This window comes from Pseudomonas sp. GM_Psu_1 (assembly GCF_026544185.1).
In the GTDB taxonomy this organism is placed as follows: domain Bacteria; phylum Pseudomonadota; class Gammaproteobacteria; order Pseudomonadales; family Pseudomonadaceae; genus Chryseomonas; species Chryseomonas oryzihabitans.
In genome coordinates this window covers 427,098-441,483 of record NZ_JALNUX010000001.1, presented here as the reverse complement: position 1 = coordinate 441,483, position 14,386 = coordinate 427,098, and the positions used below count along the sequence as shown (strand labels likewise).

Genomic DNA, 14,386 nt, shown 5'->3' with positions numbered 1-14,386 from the left:
CTAGGGCTTTTCCAGCGCCCAGATGTCGCTTTCCAGGCTGTCGACACGCTCCCTGAGCAGGGTCTGCACGTCGGCAACCGCCTTGTTGTAGTACAGCGGCCCGCACTCGCGGGCGAAGAAATCCAGCAGTTCCTCGACTTCGAACCGCCCCAGGCGGACCTCGAAGCGGTCGTCCAGCAGGGTCTGCAAGGCCGTGACCAGGCGCTGGCTCTGCTCGGGATCGAGCGTCACCAGCGGCGCGGGCGGCTTGCGCGCCATTACCAGCGGCCGTCCCAGGCGAGGAAGTTGGCATAGAGCTGCAGGCCGCAGTCGGCGCTCTTCTCGGGGTGGAACTGGGTGGCGAAGCGCGAGCCGTCGGCCAGCGCCGCGGCGAAGTCCAGGCCATAGTGGCCGCGCCCGACCACCTGGCGCGGATTGCCGGCCTCGACATAGAAGCTGTGCACGAAATAGAAGCGGGCGCGATCGGGGATGCCGTGCCAGAGCGGATGGTCGAGCACATGGCTGACCTCGTTCCAGCCCATGTGCGGTACCTTGAGGGTCTCGCCCTCTTCCTGCATGCCGCCCGGGAAACGCCGTACGGCGCCGGGGAACAGGCCGATGCAATCCACGCCGCCGTTCTCTTCGCTGCGCTGCATCAGCGCCTGCATGCCGACGCAGACGCCGAGGAAGGGGCGGTCCTGGCTGACTTCACGGACCAGCTCATCGATGCCCTGGCGGCGGATCTCGGCCATGCAGTCGCGGATGGCGCCGACGCCGGGCAGGACGATGCGGTCCGCCTCGCGGATCACCGCGGGATCGCCGGTCACCAGCACCTGGTGGCTACCGGCATGCTCCAGGGCCTTGGCCACGGAGTGCAGGTTGCCCATGCCATAGTCGATGACGGCTACCGTCTGCATCACAGGCACCCCTTGGTGGAGGGCATGACGCCGGCCATGCGCGGGTCTTCGGCAAGGGCCATGCGCAGGGCGCGGCCAAAGGCCTTGAACACCGTCTCGATCTGGTGGTGGCTGTTGACGCCGCGCAGGTTGTCGACGTGCAGGGTCACCTGGGCGTGATTGGTGAAGCCCTGGAAGAATTCGAGGAACAGGTCGACGTCCATGCGGCCCACGGTGGCGCGGGTGAAGGGCACGTTCCAGTGCAGCCCGGGCCGGCCGGAGAAGTCGATGACCACCCGCGACAGGGCTTCGTCCAGGGGCACATAGGCATGGCCATAGCGCTGAATGCCCTTCTTGTCGCCGACCGCCTTGGCGAAGGCCTGGCCGAGGGTGATGCCGATGTCTTCCACCGTGTGGTGGTCGTCGATGTGCAGGTCGCCGCGGCAGTGGATATCGAGGTCGATCAGCCCGTGGCGGGCGATCTGGTCGAGCATGTGCTCGAGGAAGGGGACCCCGGTGTCGAAGCGCGCTGCGCCCGTGCCGTCCAGATCCAGGGATACCTTGACCTGGGTCTCCAGGGTGTTGCGCTCGACGGTTGCCTTGCGTTCGGCCATAGCCTGCTCCGCGAAAATCGGTGGGCGAAAGGGCCGATATTATAGGGGCGCGGGGGCTGGATCGAAAGCGCGGCGGGACGAGGCGTCCCACCGCGAGAGGCGCCCGCGTGGGGACGCCCCGTTACCGTCCGGTTCGGCTGTGACTCAGCTGAACAGGGCGGCGGTCTTTTGCAGGGTGATCCAGATGCCCCAGGCCAGCGGGATGCCCACGGCCAGCCAGGCGGCGATGGCCAGCGGCTTGGTCTTGGGATCGGCGCTCCACTCCAGCACCTGGGCGCTGCCGGCGTTGCTGTCGTGGCCATTGGCGCGCTCGACGGCGAGTTCGGCCTCGGTCATGAAGTGCTTGTCGGCCACCGGACGCACCATCAGGTTGCAGATGAAGCCCAGCACCAGCAGACCGGCCAGGATGTACAGGGTGATGTCGTACACCTGGGCGCGGGGGATGCCCATGCCGAGCTGATACTCGCGCAGGTAGTTGACCAGCACCGGACCGAAGACGCCGGCGGCGGCCCAGGCGGTAAGCAGGCGACCGTGGATGGCGCCGACCATCTGAGTACCGAACAGGTCGGCGAGGTAGGCCGGCACGGTGGCGAAACCACCGCCGTACATGGACAGGATCAGGCAGAAGGCGAAGACGAACAGCGCCACGCTGCCCAGGTGACCGGTCCAGGGCACGATGGCATAGAGCACGAAACCCAGGGTGAAGAAGACGAAGTAGGTCATCTTGCGGCCGATGTAATCGGAGAAGGATGCCCAGAAGAAGCGACCGCCGATGTTGAACAGGCTCAGCAGACCGGTGAAGCCGGCGGCGATGGCGGCGATCTGCTTGAGCTGATCGGCGCTGAGTTCACCGTAGGCCAGGCCGTTGCCCAGCAGACGACCACCGAAGACTTCCTGCAGCAGCGGCGACGCCATGCCGAGGATGCCGATGCCGGCGGTCACGTTCAGGCAGAGCACGGCCCAGACCAGCCAGAACTGCGGGATGCCCCAGATCTTGCTCACGTGGACGTGGCGATTGGTGATCATGGCGTTCTGCGCCTTCTTGGTCGAAGGCGTCCAGCCGGCGGGTTTCCAGCCGGTCGGCGGTACGCGATAGCCCAGGGCACCGCTCATCATGAACACGAAGTAGACCACCGCCATGACCAGGAAGGCCTGCCAGACGCCGACCTCGGTCGCCGAGGCGAAGTGGCGCATCAGGAGGTCGGCCAGGGGGGCACCCACCATGGCGCCGCCACCGAAGCCCATGATGGCCATGCCGGTGGCCATGCCGCGCTTGTCCGGGAACCACTTGATCAGGGTCGACACCGGCGAGATGTAGCCCAGGCCCAGACCGATACCGCCGATCACGCCCGAACCCAGCCACAGCATCCAGATCTGGTGGGTATAGATGCCCAGGGCGGAGATCAGCAGACCACCGCACCAGCACAGGGCCGAGACGACCCCGGCCTTGCGCGGACCGGCGTGTTCCAGCCAGCCACCGAACAGGGCGGCGGAGCAGCCGAGGAAGATGAAGAACAGGGTGTAGATCCAGCCGAGCTGCGAGATCTTCCAGTCACAGGTGGCACTGAAGATCTGCTCGAAGAAGCCCATCTCGACCGGGCAGGCCACGGCGGCGGTGATGCCGATCGCCTTGGACAGCGGCAGCCAGAAGACCGAGAAGCCGTAGGCCATGCCGATGCACAGGTGGATGGCCAGGGCGGCCGGCGGGACCAGCCAGCGGTTGAAACCGGGCCGGGCGACGATGCGCTCCTTGGAAAGGAAAGCCGGACGTGCCGAAGCGACACCGCCAGCAGTGAGAGTAGTGCTCATGGGTTCAGCCCTTTTCTAGTGTATAGCGTCCAGGCCGGTGGACATTCCCTGCACGCTTCCCCTTAAACGAGTCAAAGAAACGGCGCCAACCGACCAGAGGTGCGCGACATTAAAGCGCACCCTGGCCAACTGCCAGCCCTGCTGATTTACCAGGGTACGGGCGGCATCAGTCATCCGACGAAACGGGCGAGTACCACTGCTGTCACAGCGCCGACACCTCGATGTCATCGGGGCCGGCCGAGCCCCTATACTGGCCAGTCGCGCCATCGCCCGCCGGAACAGGAATTTCCTCGTCATGAAAGCTTTCGCCAAAGTGCTGGGTATCGTCCTCGTCGGCCTGCTGCTCCTGCTGGTCGCCGTAGGCTTCGCCCTCACCCACCTGGTCGATCCCAACGACTACAAGGACGAGATCCGCCAACTGGCGCGCGACAAGGCCAACGTCGACCTGCAACTCAAGGGCGACATCGGCTGGAGTCTGTTTCCCTGGCTGGGCGTCGAACTGCACGACGCCACCCTGGCCAGCGCCGCCACCCCGGATCGCCAGTTGGCCCAGGTGCAGCGGCTGATCCTCTCGGTCCGCCTGCTGCCGCTGCTGCTGCGGCGCGACCTGGAGATGAGCGACATCAAGATCGACGGCCTGGACCTCACCGCCAGTCGCGATGAGCAGGGCCGCACCAACTGGGCCGAGATCGGCCGCCCGGCACCCAAGGCGGACACGGGCGCCGCGCCTACCGATACCTCCGGCGGCGCCTCCGCGCCAGGCGAGCCGAGCGCGGGTCGCCAGCCGCTCAAGCTCAATGTCGAGAGCCTGACCGTGCGCAATTCGCGGGTCGAATACAGCGACGCCCGCAGCGGCGCGCGCTATGCCTTCGACGGCATCGACCTGGAGACCGGTGCCATCTACGCCGGCACGTCCATTCCCATCAAGCTCGCAGGCACCGCCAGCACCACCCAGCCGCCGGTCAACGCCACCGTGCTGCTCAACGGCAAATTCCGCTTCGATCCCGCCAGCCAGCAGTACGCCCTGGACGACCTCCAGCTGACCGGCGACGCCAGCGGCGAGCCCTTCAACGGCAAGCTGGTCAACTATTCCGCCAGCGGCCAACTGGCCGTCGACCGCCGCGCCCAGACCGCCGAGTGGACCAGCCTCAAGCTCACCGCCAACGACCTCAAGGCCCTGGGCGATCTCAAGCTCACCGGCCTGGAAAGCGATCCGCAGCTGGCCGGGCGCGTCTCCATCGCTCGCCTCGACCTGCGCGCCTTCCTCGACAGTATCGGCGTCGAATTGCCAGCCATGGCCGATGCCAAGACCCTGCAGCGCTTCGAGATGAATGCCCAGGTGCAGGCCAGCCGCAACGCCCTGGCGCTGGACGATTTCAATTTCCAGCTGGACGACAGCACCCTCAAGGGCCGGGTCGCGGTAGCCGACATCGCCCGCCGCGCCCTGCGCGTCCAGCTCAGCGGCGACCGCCTGGACCTGGATCGCTACCTGCCGGCCAAGGCCGCCGCGGCGCGCCAGGCCAATGGCGCACGCCAGGAAGAGGTCGCCCAGGTCGATGCCATCGCCACCCAGGGCAATTCGCCGCTGCCGGAGGCCCCGACCCAGCACGCCTGGAGCCAGGAGACCCTGCTGCCGGTGGAGCGCCTGCGCAGCCTGGACGCCGAGGTCGATCTCGGCCTGCAGCACCTGACCCTCAATCGCCTGCCCTTCGAAGGCGCCAGCCTCAAGGCCAGGGCCGCCGATGGCCAGTTGCAGCTCAGCGCCCTGGAAGGCGAGTTGTTCGGCGGCCGCTTCGCAGCCGAGGGCGCCCTCGACGTGCGGGGCGTCCAGCCGCAACTGACCGCCCGCGAGCGCATCAAGGGCGTACCGGTGGAGCGCATCCTCCAGGCCCAGGGCCAGAAGCCGCCGGTGGAAGGGCTGCTCGACCTGGACGCCGATCTGCGCAGTTCGGGCGCCAGCCAGCGCAGCCTGATCGACAACCTGGGCGGTACCGCGCGCTTCGCCCTGCGCAACGGCCAGCTGATCGACGCCAATGTCGAAAGCCAGCTGTGCCAGGGCATCGCCCTGCTCAATCGCAAGCCGCTGGAGCTGCCCCATGGCGGCCAGAACACCCCCTTCCGCCAGTTGAGCGGCAGCCTCAGCATCGTCAACGGCGTGGCCCGCAACCAGGACCTCAGCGTCAGCGTGCCCGGCCTGGCGGTAAAGGGCGCGGGCGACATCGACCTGCGCACCCTCGGTCTCGACTACCGCCTGGGCATCACCGTGCAGGGCGACACCAATGCCGCCGCCGACCCCGGTTGCCAGGTCGGCGAGCGCTATGCCGACATCGAGTGGCCCCTGCAGTGCCGCGGCCCCCTGGAACTGGGCGCCAAGGCCTGTCGCCTGGATCGCGAAGCGATGGGCCAGATCGTCGCCCGCGCCGCCGGCAATCGTCTGAACGAAAAAATCGAAGAGAAGCTCGGTGATAAGATCAGTCCCGACATCCAGAACGCCATCCGAGGGCTGTTGCAACGTCGATGACTGATGACGACTTTGGTACCGCCGTGCTGGCCTGGTACGACCTGCACGGTCGCAAGGATCTGCCCTGGCAACAGGCCGTGACGCCCTATCGGGTCTGGGTCTCGGAGATCATGCTCCAGCAGACCCAGGTCGCCACCGTGCTGGGCTATTTCGATCGCTTCATGCAGGCGCTGCCCACCGTCGAGGCGCTGGCCGCCGCCCCGGAAGACGAGGTCCTGCACCTCTGGACCGGTCTTGGCTACTACAGCCGCGCGCGCAACCTGCACAAGGCCGCCAAGACCGTGGTCGAGCGCCATGGCGGCGAATTTCCCCGTAGCGTCGAGGCCCTGGCCGAGCTGCCCGGCATCGGTCGCTCCACCGCCGGCGCCATCGCCAGCCTGAGCATGGGCATCCGCGCGCCGATTCTCGACGGCAACGTCAAGCGCGTCCTGGCCCGCTACACCGCCACCGTCGGCTATCCCGGCGAACCCGCCGTGGCCCGCCGCCTCTGGGACGTGGCCGACCGGCTGATGCCCCGCGAGCGGGTCGGCCCCTACACCCAGGCGATGATGGACCTGGGCGCCACCCTCTGCACCCGCAGCAAGCCCAGTTGCCTGCTGTGTCCGGTCAAGCTGGGCTGCCGCGCCCACCTGCTGGGCCAGGAAACCGAGTTTCCCACGCCCAAGCCGCGCAAGACGCTGCCCCAGCGGCAGACGCTGATGCCGCTGTTCGTCAACGACGCCAACGCCGTGCTGCTGCAGCGCCGCCCCTCGACCGGTCTCTGGGGCGGTCTCTGGGGCCCGCCGGAGGTGGCCGACGTGGCCGAGCTCGAAGCCCTCGCCGAACGCCAGGGCCTGGTCATCGACGAACGCCAGGCGCTGCCCGGCCTGGTGCACACCTTCAGTCACTTCCAGCTGGCCATCGAACCCTGGCTGGTCCAGGTGGACCACCGCCAGCACCGCGTGGCCGAGGGCGACTGGCTTTGGTATAACCTCGCCTCCCCGCCGCGCCTGGGCCTTGCCGCCCCGGTGCAGAAACTGCTCAAGCGCGCCGAGCAGGCGCTCAAAGGAGAACCCGCATGACCCGCACCGTGATGTGCCGCAAGCACAAGCAGGAGCTGCCTGGCCTCGATCGTCCGCCCTATCCTGGCGCCAAGGGCGAAGACATCTATCAGCACGTCTCCAAGCAGGCCTGGGAAGAGTGGCAGAAGCACCAGACCATGCTCATCAACGAGCGTCGGCTGAACATGATGAACACCGAGGATCGCAAGTTCCTGCAGGCCGAGATGGACAAGTTCCTGTCCGGTGAAGACTACGCCCAGGCCGAGGGCTACGTACCCCCCAGCGCCTGAGTCGACGGCTAAGCGCCCGAAAAATCTAAATTTTTTTGGGCTCACTGTTGACACAAGGTCGAGAAACGCTTTTAATGCGCCCCGTTGCCCAGGTAGCTCAGTTGGTAGAGCAGGGGATTGAAAATCCCCGTGTCGGCGGTTCGATTCCGTCCCTGGGCACCAAGACAAGCTTCCGGATCCTGCGGGATCTGGAAATCAGAGAAACCGGCCTAGCGCCGGTTTTTTTGTGCCTGCGATTCCTACCCGCTCGCGTCCAAACCCCGGGCGCGTCCCTTCCCTGCCGCCCAGAACGTCTTTGCAACGACCCGCGCTGCGGGCGCCTGGCCTGAAGAGTTCGGTGCCGCCCTGCTCACGCGGGTGCTGGAGCCCCGTCCACCGCACCGAGATGGATCGCCAGCCACACCGTGGCGACCGCGGGATCGGTGTAGGTCACCCAGTGCTCGACATCAGCCGGGATGAACAGCGTATCGCCCGGTTCGAGTGCCACCTCCCGCCCCTCCAGGGCGATCCGCGCGGCGCCCTTCAGCAGCAGCACCCATTCCTCATGGGCCTGCCGCCAGGGCGCCGCTGCCGGCGTCGTCTGGCCCTGGGAGACGATCCGCTCTATACGACAGCCAGGCCGCTCCAGCAGGGCCGTGAACACCTCGGCCGCGGAGGCATCGGGCAGGTCGCGAAACAGATTGCTCATGACGTTTTCCCTACGGGGCTGGCGCCAGGGCGCCGAGGTCATCCAGCCTGCACCGGTCCGCACGGGCGCTCAAGCCGCGCAGGGCTCCTCCGCACTCGGAGCCCGCGGCCAGGCCACCGGGTCCGCGGCTATTTGCGGTCAGGAGTGCGATCCGCCCGACGGTTTCAGGAGGTCGTTTCCCGGCTGTAGGTGATTTCGGCGATGATCGATCGCAGCAGTGGCAGCCTGTCCAGGGCGCCGCTCGACCTTGGCTGACCGCTGTGGTCAGCTGGACTCCGCACCAGGCGCACGGAGGCGCTCGCTGCATGCCCATTCCCTCGCTTCCCCTCGTCGCTCCCGCTCTGCCCGGCGCTCTCCCCCAGGACGCCGTCGCTCAACCCGGCCCGCTCGCCGTCGAGCCCGCCGCACCCTTCTGGCTCAGACTCCTGAGTGGCGTCAGCCTCTGGTTGAACCGGTTGTTTCTCAGCCTGGTCATGGCGCTGATCGGCTTTACCCTATGGCACTGGTGGCAGGGATGAAGCGGCGCCTGGATCAACTGGAGTTGACCATCCTGATGTGCGGCATCGGCCTGCTGGCCATGGCGCTCATCGTCGCCGTGGGCATGCAGGGCCTGGACTGGGCCTGAGCCCACGGGCGGCCTTACCAGACCTTTACCTGGCCTGACGTCCGCTGACCGCCAAAGGTGTTTCATGGTGACGCGGCCCATCGAGCGCCGCGAGGAGAGCACCATGGCATCGCGAGCGTCGTTGATTCTGTTGTTGACCGCCACCCTGACCGCCAGCGGCCTGGCCGCCGCCTACGAGGGCCCCGAGCGTGGGCAACCCTGGGCAGGCGGCCCCGCAGCCGTCGCCGAGGGCGGCGAATTCCTGCCGGCGGGCGAATTTCGACGGCATCACCGGCACCACCCCTATTACCGCAGGGATCGCTATCCCTATAGCTATTACCAGCCCTATCCGCAGCCCGGCTATGCCGCGCCCCATTGGCGGCCGGCGCCACCGGGCTACTACCCCTACCAGCCGGCCTATGAACCCCGTCCCTATTACGGCCCCCCGCGCCATTGGTGAACTGCTTGGCATCACGACGGCGAGATGATGGCCTTTTGCGATGAGCCACACAGGGAGATGTTTGCCAGAGGAGCAGAATGCCATCACCCATTAGGCTTTAGGGCGCTGCCAACATGTATGAGAGAGATGATGTAATCTGCATGGCTTGCCTTGCGACCATGGCTGCAGCCTTCACCGGCTTCATCATGGTGATGGCGCTGTTGTGATCGCCAGATAGACGAAACCCCGCCGAGGCGGGGTTTCGAAGGCGGTATGGCACGGTCCTAGATGGGACGACTGCCATATTTGCTGTCGGGCTTCTTCGGCGGATCGGCGACCACATTGGCGTCGATTTCCTGCACCTTGCCACCGCGGGCCAGAAAGTCCTGCATGGCCTTTTCCAATGCATCCCGCTCGCGCTGCTTGGCTTCCACCGAAGGCAATTCCTCGGGCTCGGCTTCACGCTTCTTCTTGGCCTTGCTCCCGGACGCGGGCGCTTCGCTGTCCCCGCTTTCCTCTTGCTCGGCGTCGTCGGTTGCGGCAGCGAAGTCTTCGTTATCGCCCTCTTCTTCCGCGCCTGTCTCCAGGTCGTCCTGCTCCAGATCTTCGTCGCTCATAAACCGCCTCCACACACTTTGGCAAAATCGGACCGCGCGTTTTGACGCGGCCTCCTAAAAAAAATTCCTGGCTATTCGCCCTGCAGCGTCGCGATCAGTCGCCGTGCGCCACCCTGGTCGCGATGCTCGCCCAGGTAGATGCCCTGCCAGGTTCCCAGGGCCAGGCGACCCGCCTGGACCGGCAAACTCAGGCTGCAGCCGAGCAGACTGCTCTTGAAATGCGCAGGCAGGTCGTCCGGCCCTTCGTAGTCATGCTCGTAACCGGCCTGCCCCTGGGGCACCAACTGGTTGAAGAACCGCTCGAAGTCGCGGCGTACCGCCCCATCGGCATTCTCGTTGATGGTCAGCGAGGCCGAGGTGTGCTGCAGCCAGAGGTGCAGCAGGCCGATCCGGCACTCGCCAAGCTCGGGCAGCTGCTCCAGCACCTCAGCGGTGACGAGATGGAAACCACGCGCCCGCGCGCGCAGGGAAAAGCTCCGCTGCAGCCACATGAACAACCCCCGCCGACTGACTGGGCGCGCATTCTAGCGCGACGATCGGAAAAGCAAAGCGGTGATTGCACACCGCTTGCGTGCAGTCTAGACACAGCAGGATGGCGGTTGTTCCAGCCGTATGGCGGACATGAAAAAGGCGCCTCGCGGCGCCTTTTTCCAGAGTGGTGGCTTACAGGTTGTAGCCACGCTCGTTGTGCAGGGTGAGGTCCAGACCTACGGTTTCCTCTTCTTCGTTGACTCTCAGACCCATGACCACGTCCAGTACCTTGAGGATCACGAAGGTGACGATGCCGGTGTAGACGATGGTGAAGGCCACGCCCTTGAACTGGATGAACAGCTGGGCGCCGATGTCGGTGACGGTGCCGAAGCCACCCAGGGACGGAGCGGCGAAGACACCGGTCAGCAGGGCGCCGACGATGCCGCCGATGCCGTGCACGCCAAAGGCGTCCAGGGAGTCGTCGTAGCCGAGCTTGCGCTTGAGGCTGGTGGCGGTGAAGAAGCAGATCACGCCAGCGGCCAGGCCGATGATCAGGGCGCCCATGGGGCCGGCGGTACCGGCGGCCGGGGTGATGGCGACCAGACCGGCGACCACGCCGGAAGCGATGCCCAGGGCGCTCGGCTTACCGTGGGTGATCCACTCGGCGAACATCCAGCCCAGGGCGGCAGCGGCGGTGGCGATCTGGGTGGTCAGCATGGCCATGCCGGCGGTGCCGTTGGCGGCGGCGGCGGAACCGGCGTTAAAGCCGAACCAGCCGACCCACAGCATGGCGGCACCGACCAGGGTGTAGCCCAGGTTGTGCGGCGCCATGGGAGTGGTGGGATAGCCCTTGCGCTTGCCCAGGACCAGGGCCGCGACCAGACCGGCCACACCGGCGTTGATGTGCACGACGGTGCCGCCGGCGAAGTCCAGCACGCCCCAGTCCCACATCAGGCCGCCGTCGCCGCTCCAGACCATGTGGGCGATGGGGGCGTAGACGAAGGTGAACCACAGGCCGGTGAAGACCAGCATGGCGGAGAACTTCATGCGCTCGGCGAAGGCACCGACGATCAGCGCCGGGGTGATGATGGCGAAGGTCATCTGGAAGGTGACGAAGACGCTTTCTGGGAACAGGGCGGTGGCCGAGGTCACGGCATCATGCTGCAGGCTGGACAGGAAGGCCTTGCCCAGACCGCCGATGAAGGAATTGAAGTTGGTGACGCCCTTCTCCATGCCGGTGGTGTCGAAGGCCAGGCTGTAGCCGTAGACCATCCACAGGATGCTGACGAGACCGGTGATGGCGAAGCACTGCATCATCACCGAGAGGACGTTCTTGGCACGCACCATGCCGCCGTAGAACAGCGCGAGACCCGGGATGGTCATGAACAGCACCAGGGCCGTCGAGACCAGCATCCAGGCCGTATCCCCGCTGTTGATGGCTGGTGCCGCAGCCGCTTCCTGGGCCATGGCCAGGCCCGGCAGCGCTACGAAAGACATGAGGGCTCCTAGCCCTGCGTAGGTGCGCAGAGTCATCGTTGTTTCTCCTGGGGCTCGTGTGGGGTTGGGCGGTCGGTTAAGGCGTCAGATGGCGTCTGTGTCGGTTTCGCCGGTGCGGATGCGGATGGCCTGCTCGAGATTCACCACGAAGATCTTGCCGTCACCGATCTTGCCGGTGTTGGCGGCCTTGGTGATGGCCTCGATGACGCGGTCGAGCTGATCGTCGGCGATGGCGACGTCGATCTTGACCTTGGGCAGGAAGTCGACGACGTATTCGGCGCCGCGATAGAGCTCGGTATGGCCCTTCTGACGGCCGAAGCCCTTGACCTCGGTAACGGTGATGCCTTGCACACCGATCTCGGACAGCGACTCACGCACGTCGTCGAGCTTGAACGGCTTGATGATGGCGGTGACTAGTTTCATGAACTTCTCCCGATTGAGTTGACTGGCCCCAGGAAAACAAACCCCGGTCCAAGTCTAGCGCAGTGACCGTCTGTTTAACCGTTGGCGTGGTAATCGCCGCGGTCACGGCAGAAGCGGCCAGAGCGCGCCTCCACCCCAGGCGCCCTCTGACGCCCGTCTCTGCATCGGCAGTAGCAGAAAGCTTGCCAGGTTTGTGAAGGCGTACGGATTTCGAGCGCCAGCCCGGCTGGCGCGCCTCCTGAAGGGGCAGGACTTGGCCCTGCGGGCAGGACTTTGCACCAACAGCGAACAGCTCTGGGCCGGGGTTGGCACCAAAGCGGTGCAAGGCCGCTGCCGGAGGGCCGGAAGCCCGCTGTGCTACACTCGAGCTTTGATCCATTGCAGGGGATAACCATGTCCACGACCCGTTCGCTGTTCGATTCCCTGACTCAGCAGGCCAGCCGGCTGTTCGGTCAGGACTCGCCGCTGCCCAAGGCCGAGATCGAAAGCCAGTTCAAGGCACTGCTGCAAGGCGCCCTGAGCAAGCTCGATGTGGTCAGCCGCGACGAATTCGATGCCCAGATGGCCGTGCTGGCCCGCACCCGTGCGCGCCTGGAAGCCCTCGAAGCGCGCCTCACCGAGCTGGAAAAGCCGCAAACCGCCGAGGTCAAGCCGCCGGTTACCCCGGCCACGGACGTCGCGCCCGCCGACTGATCCCCAAGGGCGCGCCAGGATGGTGCAGCCCTGAGTCTGGCGAATCACGATCAAGGAGAGATCATGTCGCTTGCCCTCGTTCATACCCGCGCCCAGGTGGGCGTGGAAGCGCCGCCGGTGGTCGTCGAGGCGCACCTGGCCAACGGCCTGCCCGCCCTCACCCTGGTCGGGCTGCCGGAAACCGCCGTTCGCGAAGCCAAGGATCGGGTGCGCAGCGCCATCCTTAATGCCGGCTTCGAATTCCCCAGTCGCCGCATCACCCTCAATCTCGCGCCCGCCGACCTGCCCAAGGACGGCGGGCGTTTCGATCTGGCCCTGGCCATCGGCATTCTCGCCGCCAGCGGGCAGTTGCCGGCACAGGGCCTCGACGGCTACGAGTGCCTGGGTGAACTGGCCCTGTCGGGCGCGGTGCGGGCGGTGCGCGGCGTGCTGCCCGCAGCGCTGGCGGCCCGGGCCGCCGGGCGGATCCTGGTGGTGCCCCGCGCCAATGCCGAGGAAGCCTGCCTGGCCAGTGGCCTCAGGGTGCTGGCGGTCGATCACCTGCTGGAATTCGCCGGTCACCTGAGTGGCCAGGCCGTACTGGCCCCCTATCAGCCCAGCGGCCTGCTGCGCACCCCGCTGCCCTATCCCGATCTCGCCGAGGTCCAGGGCCAGCAGGCGGCCAAGCGCGCCCTGGTGGTGGCCGCGGCCGGTGCCCACAACCTGCTGCTGGCCGGCCCACCGGGAACCGGCAAGACGCTGCTCGCCAGTCGCCTGCCGGGACTGCTGCCGCCCCTGGACGAAGAAGAGGCGCTGCAGGTGGCCGCCATCCATTCGGTGGCCGGCCCCGAGCCGCTTGAACACTGGCCGCAGCGACCCTTTCGCCAGCCGCATCATTCGGCGTCCGGTCCGGCGCTGGTGGGCGGTGGCAGCCGTCCCGGTCCCGGCGAGATCACCCTGGCCCACCGCGGGGTGCTGTTTCTCGACGAGTTGCCGGAATTCGATCGCAAGGTGCTGGAGGTGCTGCGCGAGCCCCTGGAGAGTGGCGAGATCGTCATCGCCCGGGCGCGGGAGCGGGTGCGCTTTCCGGCGCGCTTCCAGCTGGTGGCGGCGATGAATCCCTGCCCCTGCGGCTATCTGGGCGATCCCAGCGGCCGCTGCCGCTGCAGCCCGGAGCAGATCCAGCGCTATCGCGGCAAGCTCTCCGGTCCGTTGCTGGACCGTATCGACCTGCACCTGACCGTGGCCCGCGAGCACCTGCGCCTGGGCGCTTCAATGGTCAGCGAACTCACCACGGCGGAGGCCGCACGCCAGGTGGCCGACGCCCGCGCCCTCCAGCTGGCGCGCCAGGGTCGCCCCAACGCCCTGCTCGGTCTCGATCAGCTGCACCAGGTCTGTGCCCTTGGCGAGGCCGATCAGCGCTGGCTGGAAGGTGCGGGGGAACGCCTGAATCTGTCCCTGCGCGCCCTGCACCGGGTGGTCAAGGTGGCCCGTACCCTGGCCGATCTCGCCGGCGAGGACGAGATCCAGCGACCGCAGCTGGCGGAAGCCCTGCAGTATCGGGCGAGTCACTAGGCGCCGGCAGGCGGGCCGTAGTGGCGTGGCGGCTCCTGCAGGCGATCGCGCAACGCCTGGTTTTCCTGCGCCAGCTCGAAGCACATGGCCCGCCACTGGTGGGCCAGCTCGCGATAGTCGTCCCGCTCCGCCCGCAGCGTGGTCAGCATGCGTTCGACGGCCTGCACCGCCTCGTTGGATACGCCCATGACACCCCTCCTCTTATACTGTATTTGCATACAGTAGTCAGAGTATTGCGGCCAGGCAAGGGC

17 protein-coding genes and 1 tRNA gene are annotated in these 14,386 nt (G+C 66.7%); 8 read left to right on the top strand and 10 right to left on the bottom strand.

Going from position 1 to position 14,386, the window contains the following annotated elements; all coding sequences use genetic code 11:
• The 4 genes from OXS31_RS02080 to OXS31_RS02065 all read right to left on the bottom strand — a co-directional run bounded on the left by OXS31_RS02080 (nucleotide 1) and on the right by OXS31_RS02065 (nucleotide 3,298).
• On the bottom strand, nucleotides 1-258 hold the full coding sequence (locus OXS31_RS02080; RefSeq protein WP_027600693.1) for a DUF2164 domain-containing protein: 258 nt from the start codon (nucleotides 256-258) through the stop codon (nucleotides 1-3).
• Nucleotides 258-896 (bottom strand): imidazole glycerol phosphate synthase subunit HisH, encoded by a 639-nt coding sequence (hisH, locus tag OXS31_RS02075; RefSeq protein WP_007159789.1) that lies wholly within the window; start codon nucleotides 894-896, stop codon nucleotides 258-260. Before hisH ends, OXS31_RS02080 begins: the two co-directional genes overlap by 1 nt.
• A complete protein-coding gene (gene hisB, locus OXS31_RS02070; RefSeq protein ID WP_007159790.1) occupies nucleotides 896-1,489 on the bottom strand; it encodes an imidazoleglycerol-phosphate dehydratase HisB in 594 nt (197 codons plus the stop codon). The genes hisH and hisB overlap by 1 nt, the downstream gene beginning before the upstream one ends.
• 144 nt (nucleotides 1,490-1,633) lie before the next feature.
• A complete protein-coding gene (locus tag OXS31_RS02065; RefSeq protein ID WP_144949090.1) occupies nucleotides 1,634-3,298 on the bottom strand; it encodes an OFA family MFS transporter in 1,665 nt (554 codons plus the stop codon).
• Nucleotides 3,299-3,593: 295 nt separating this feature from the next.
• Here OXS31_RS02065 and OXS31_RS02060 point away from each other — a divergent pair, with 295 nt between their 5' ends.
• The 4 genes from OXS31_RS02060 (at nucleotide 3,594) to OXS31_RS02045 (ending at nucleotide 7,311) form a co-directional block, all read left to right on the top strand.
• A complete protein-coding gene (locus OXS31_RS02060; protein WP_027600690.1) occupies nucleotides 3,594-5,819 on the top strand; it encodes an AsmA family protein in 2,226 nt (741 codons plus the stop codon).
• Complete coding sequence (gene mutY, locus OXS31_RS02055; RefSeq protein WP_267397790.1) at nucleotides 5,816-6,880, top strand: A/G-specific adenine glycosylase; 1,065 nt, start codon at nucleotides 5,816-5,818, stop codon at nucleotides 6,878-6,880. The genes OXS31_RS02060 and mutY overlap by 4 nt, the downstream gene beginning before the upstream one ends.
• Nucleotides 6,877-7,149 carry an oxidative damage protection protein gene (locus OXS31_RS02050; RefSeq protein WP_027597475.1) on the top strand — a complete coding sequence of 91 codons (273 nt, stop codon included), beginning with the start codon at nucleotides 6,877-6,879 and terminating at the stop codon, nucleotides 7,147-7,149. The genes mutY and OXS31_RS02050 overlap by 4 nt, the downstream gene beginning before the upstream one ends.
• Nucleotides 7,150-7,235: 86 nt before the next feature.
• Nucleotides 7,236-7,311: transfer RNA gene (locus tag OXS31_RS02045), tRNA-Phe, on the top strand.
• Nucleotides 7,312-7,498: 187 nt separating this feature from the next.
• Here OXS31_RS02045 and OXS31_RS02040 read toward each other — a convergent pair.
• Nucleotides 7,499-7,837: a cupin domain-containing protein gene (locus OXS31_RS02040; RefSeq protein WP_108581609.1), complete on the bottom strand. Its 339-nt coding sequence runs from the start codon at nucleotides 7,835-7,837 to the stop codon at nucleotides 7,499-7,501.
• Between the two features lie 305 nt (nucleotides 7,838-8,142).
• Here OXS31_RS02040 and OXS31_RS02035 point away from each other — a divergent pair, with 305 nt between their 5' ends.
• Nucleotides 8,143-8,355: a hypothetical protein gene (locus tag OXS31_RS02035; RefSeq protein WP_267397789.1), complete on the top strand. Its 213-nt coding sequence runs from the start codon at nucleotides 8,143-8,145 to the stop codon at nucleotides 8,353-8,355.
• Between the two features lie 210 nt (nucleotides 8,356-8,565).
• Nucleotides 8,566-8,901 carry a hypothetical protein gene (locus OXS31_RS02030; protein WP_007159803.1) on the top strand — a complete coding sequence of 112 codons (336 nt, stop codon included), beginning with the start codon at nucleotides 8,566-8,568 and terminating at the stop codon, nucleotides 8,899-8,901.
• Between the two features lie 263 nt (nucleotides 8,902-9,164).
• Here the strand turns inward: OXS31_RS02030 and sutA are convergent, their stop codons facing one another.
• The 4 genes from sutA to glnK all read right to left on the bottom strand — a co-directional run bounded on the left by sutA (nucleotide 9,165) and on the right by glnK (nucleotide 11,888).
• Nucleotides 9,165-9,497 (bottom strand): transcriptional regulator SutA, encoded by a 333-nt coding sequence (gene sutA / locus OXS31_RS02025; RefSeq protein ID WP_007159805.1) that lies wholly within the window; start codon nucleotides 9,495-9,497, stop codon nucleotides 9,165-9,167.
• A gap of 71 nt (nucleotides 9,498-9,568) precedes the next feature.
• A complete protein-coding gene (locus OXS31_RS02020; RefSeq protein WP_007159806.1) occupies nucleotides 9,569-9,988 on the bottom strand; it encodes a secondary thiamine-phosphate synthase enzyme YjbQ in 420 nt (139 codons plus the stop codon).
• A 172-nt stretch (nucleotides 9,989-10,160) separates the two neighbouring features.
• Entirely contained in the window at nucleotides 10,161-11,501 is a 1,341-nt protein-coding gene (locus OXS31_RS02015; protein ID WP_027597471.1) for an ammonium transporter, read from the bottom strand.
• Between the two features lie 48 nt (nucleotides 11,502-11,549).
• Nucleotides 11,550-11,888: a P-II family nitrogen regulator gene (gene glnK, locus OXS31_RS02010; RefSeq protein ID WP_003096476.1), complete on the bottom strand. Its 339-nt coding sequence runs from the start codon at nucleotides 11,886-11,888 to the stop codon at nucleotides 11,550-11,552.
• Nucleotides 11,889-12,281: 393 nt separating this feature from the next.
• On the opposite strand from glnK, the gene OXS31_RS02005 reads away from it, so the two are divergent.
• Together OXS31_RS02005 and OXS31_RS02000 are read left to right on the top strand one after the other, a co-directional pair.
• Nucleotides 12,282-12,581 carry an accessory factor UbiK family protein gene (locus tag OXS31_RS02005; RefSeq protein WP_027597470.1) on the top strand — a complete coding sequence of 100 codons (300 nt, stop codon included), beginning with the start codon at nucleotides 12,282-12,284 and terminating at the stop codon, nucleotides 12,579-12,581.
• Between the two features lie 63 nt (nucleotides 12,582-12,644).
• Nucleotides 12,645-14,135: a YifB family Mg chelatase-like AAA ATPase gene (locus OXS31_RS02000; RefSeq protein WP_267397683.1), complete on the top strand. Its 1,491-nt coding sequence runs from the start codon at nucleotides 12,645-12,647 to the stop codon at nucleotides 14,133-14,135.
• On the opposite strand, the gene OXS31_RS01995 is transcribed toward OXS31_RS02000, so the two are convergent.
• A complete protein-coding gene (locus OXS31_RS01995) occupies nucleotides 14,132-14,323 on the bottom strand; it encodes a hypothetical protein (RefSeq protein ID WP_027597468.1) in 192 nt (63 codons plus the stop codon). The genes OXS31_RS02000 and OXS31_RS01995 overlap by 4 nt on opposite strands.
• Between the last annotated feature and the right edge of the window lie 63 nt (nucleotides 14,324-14,386).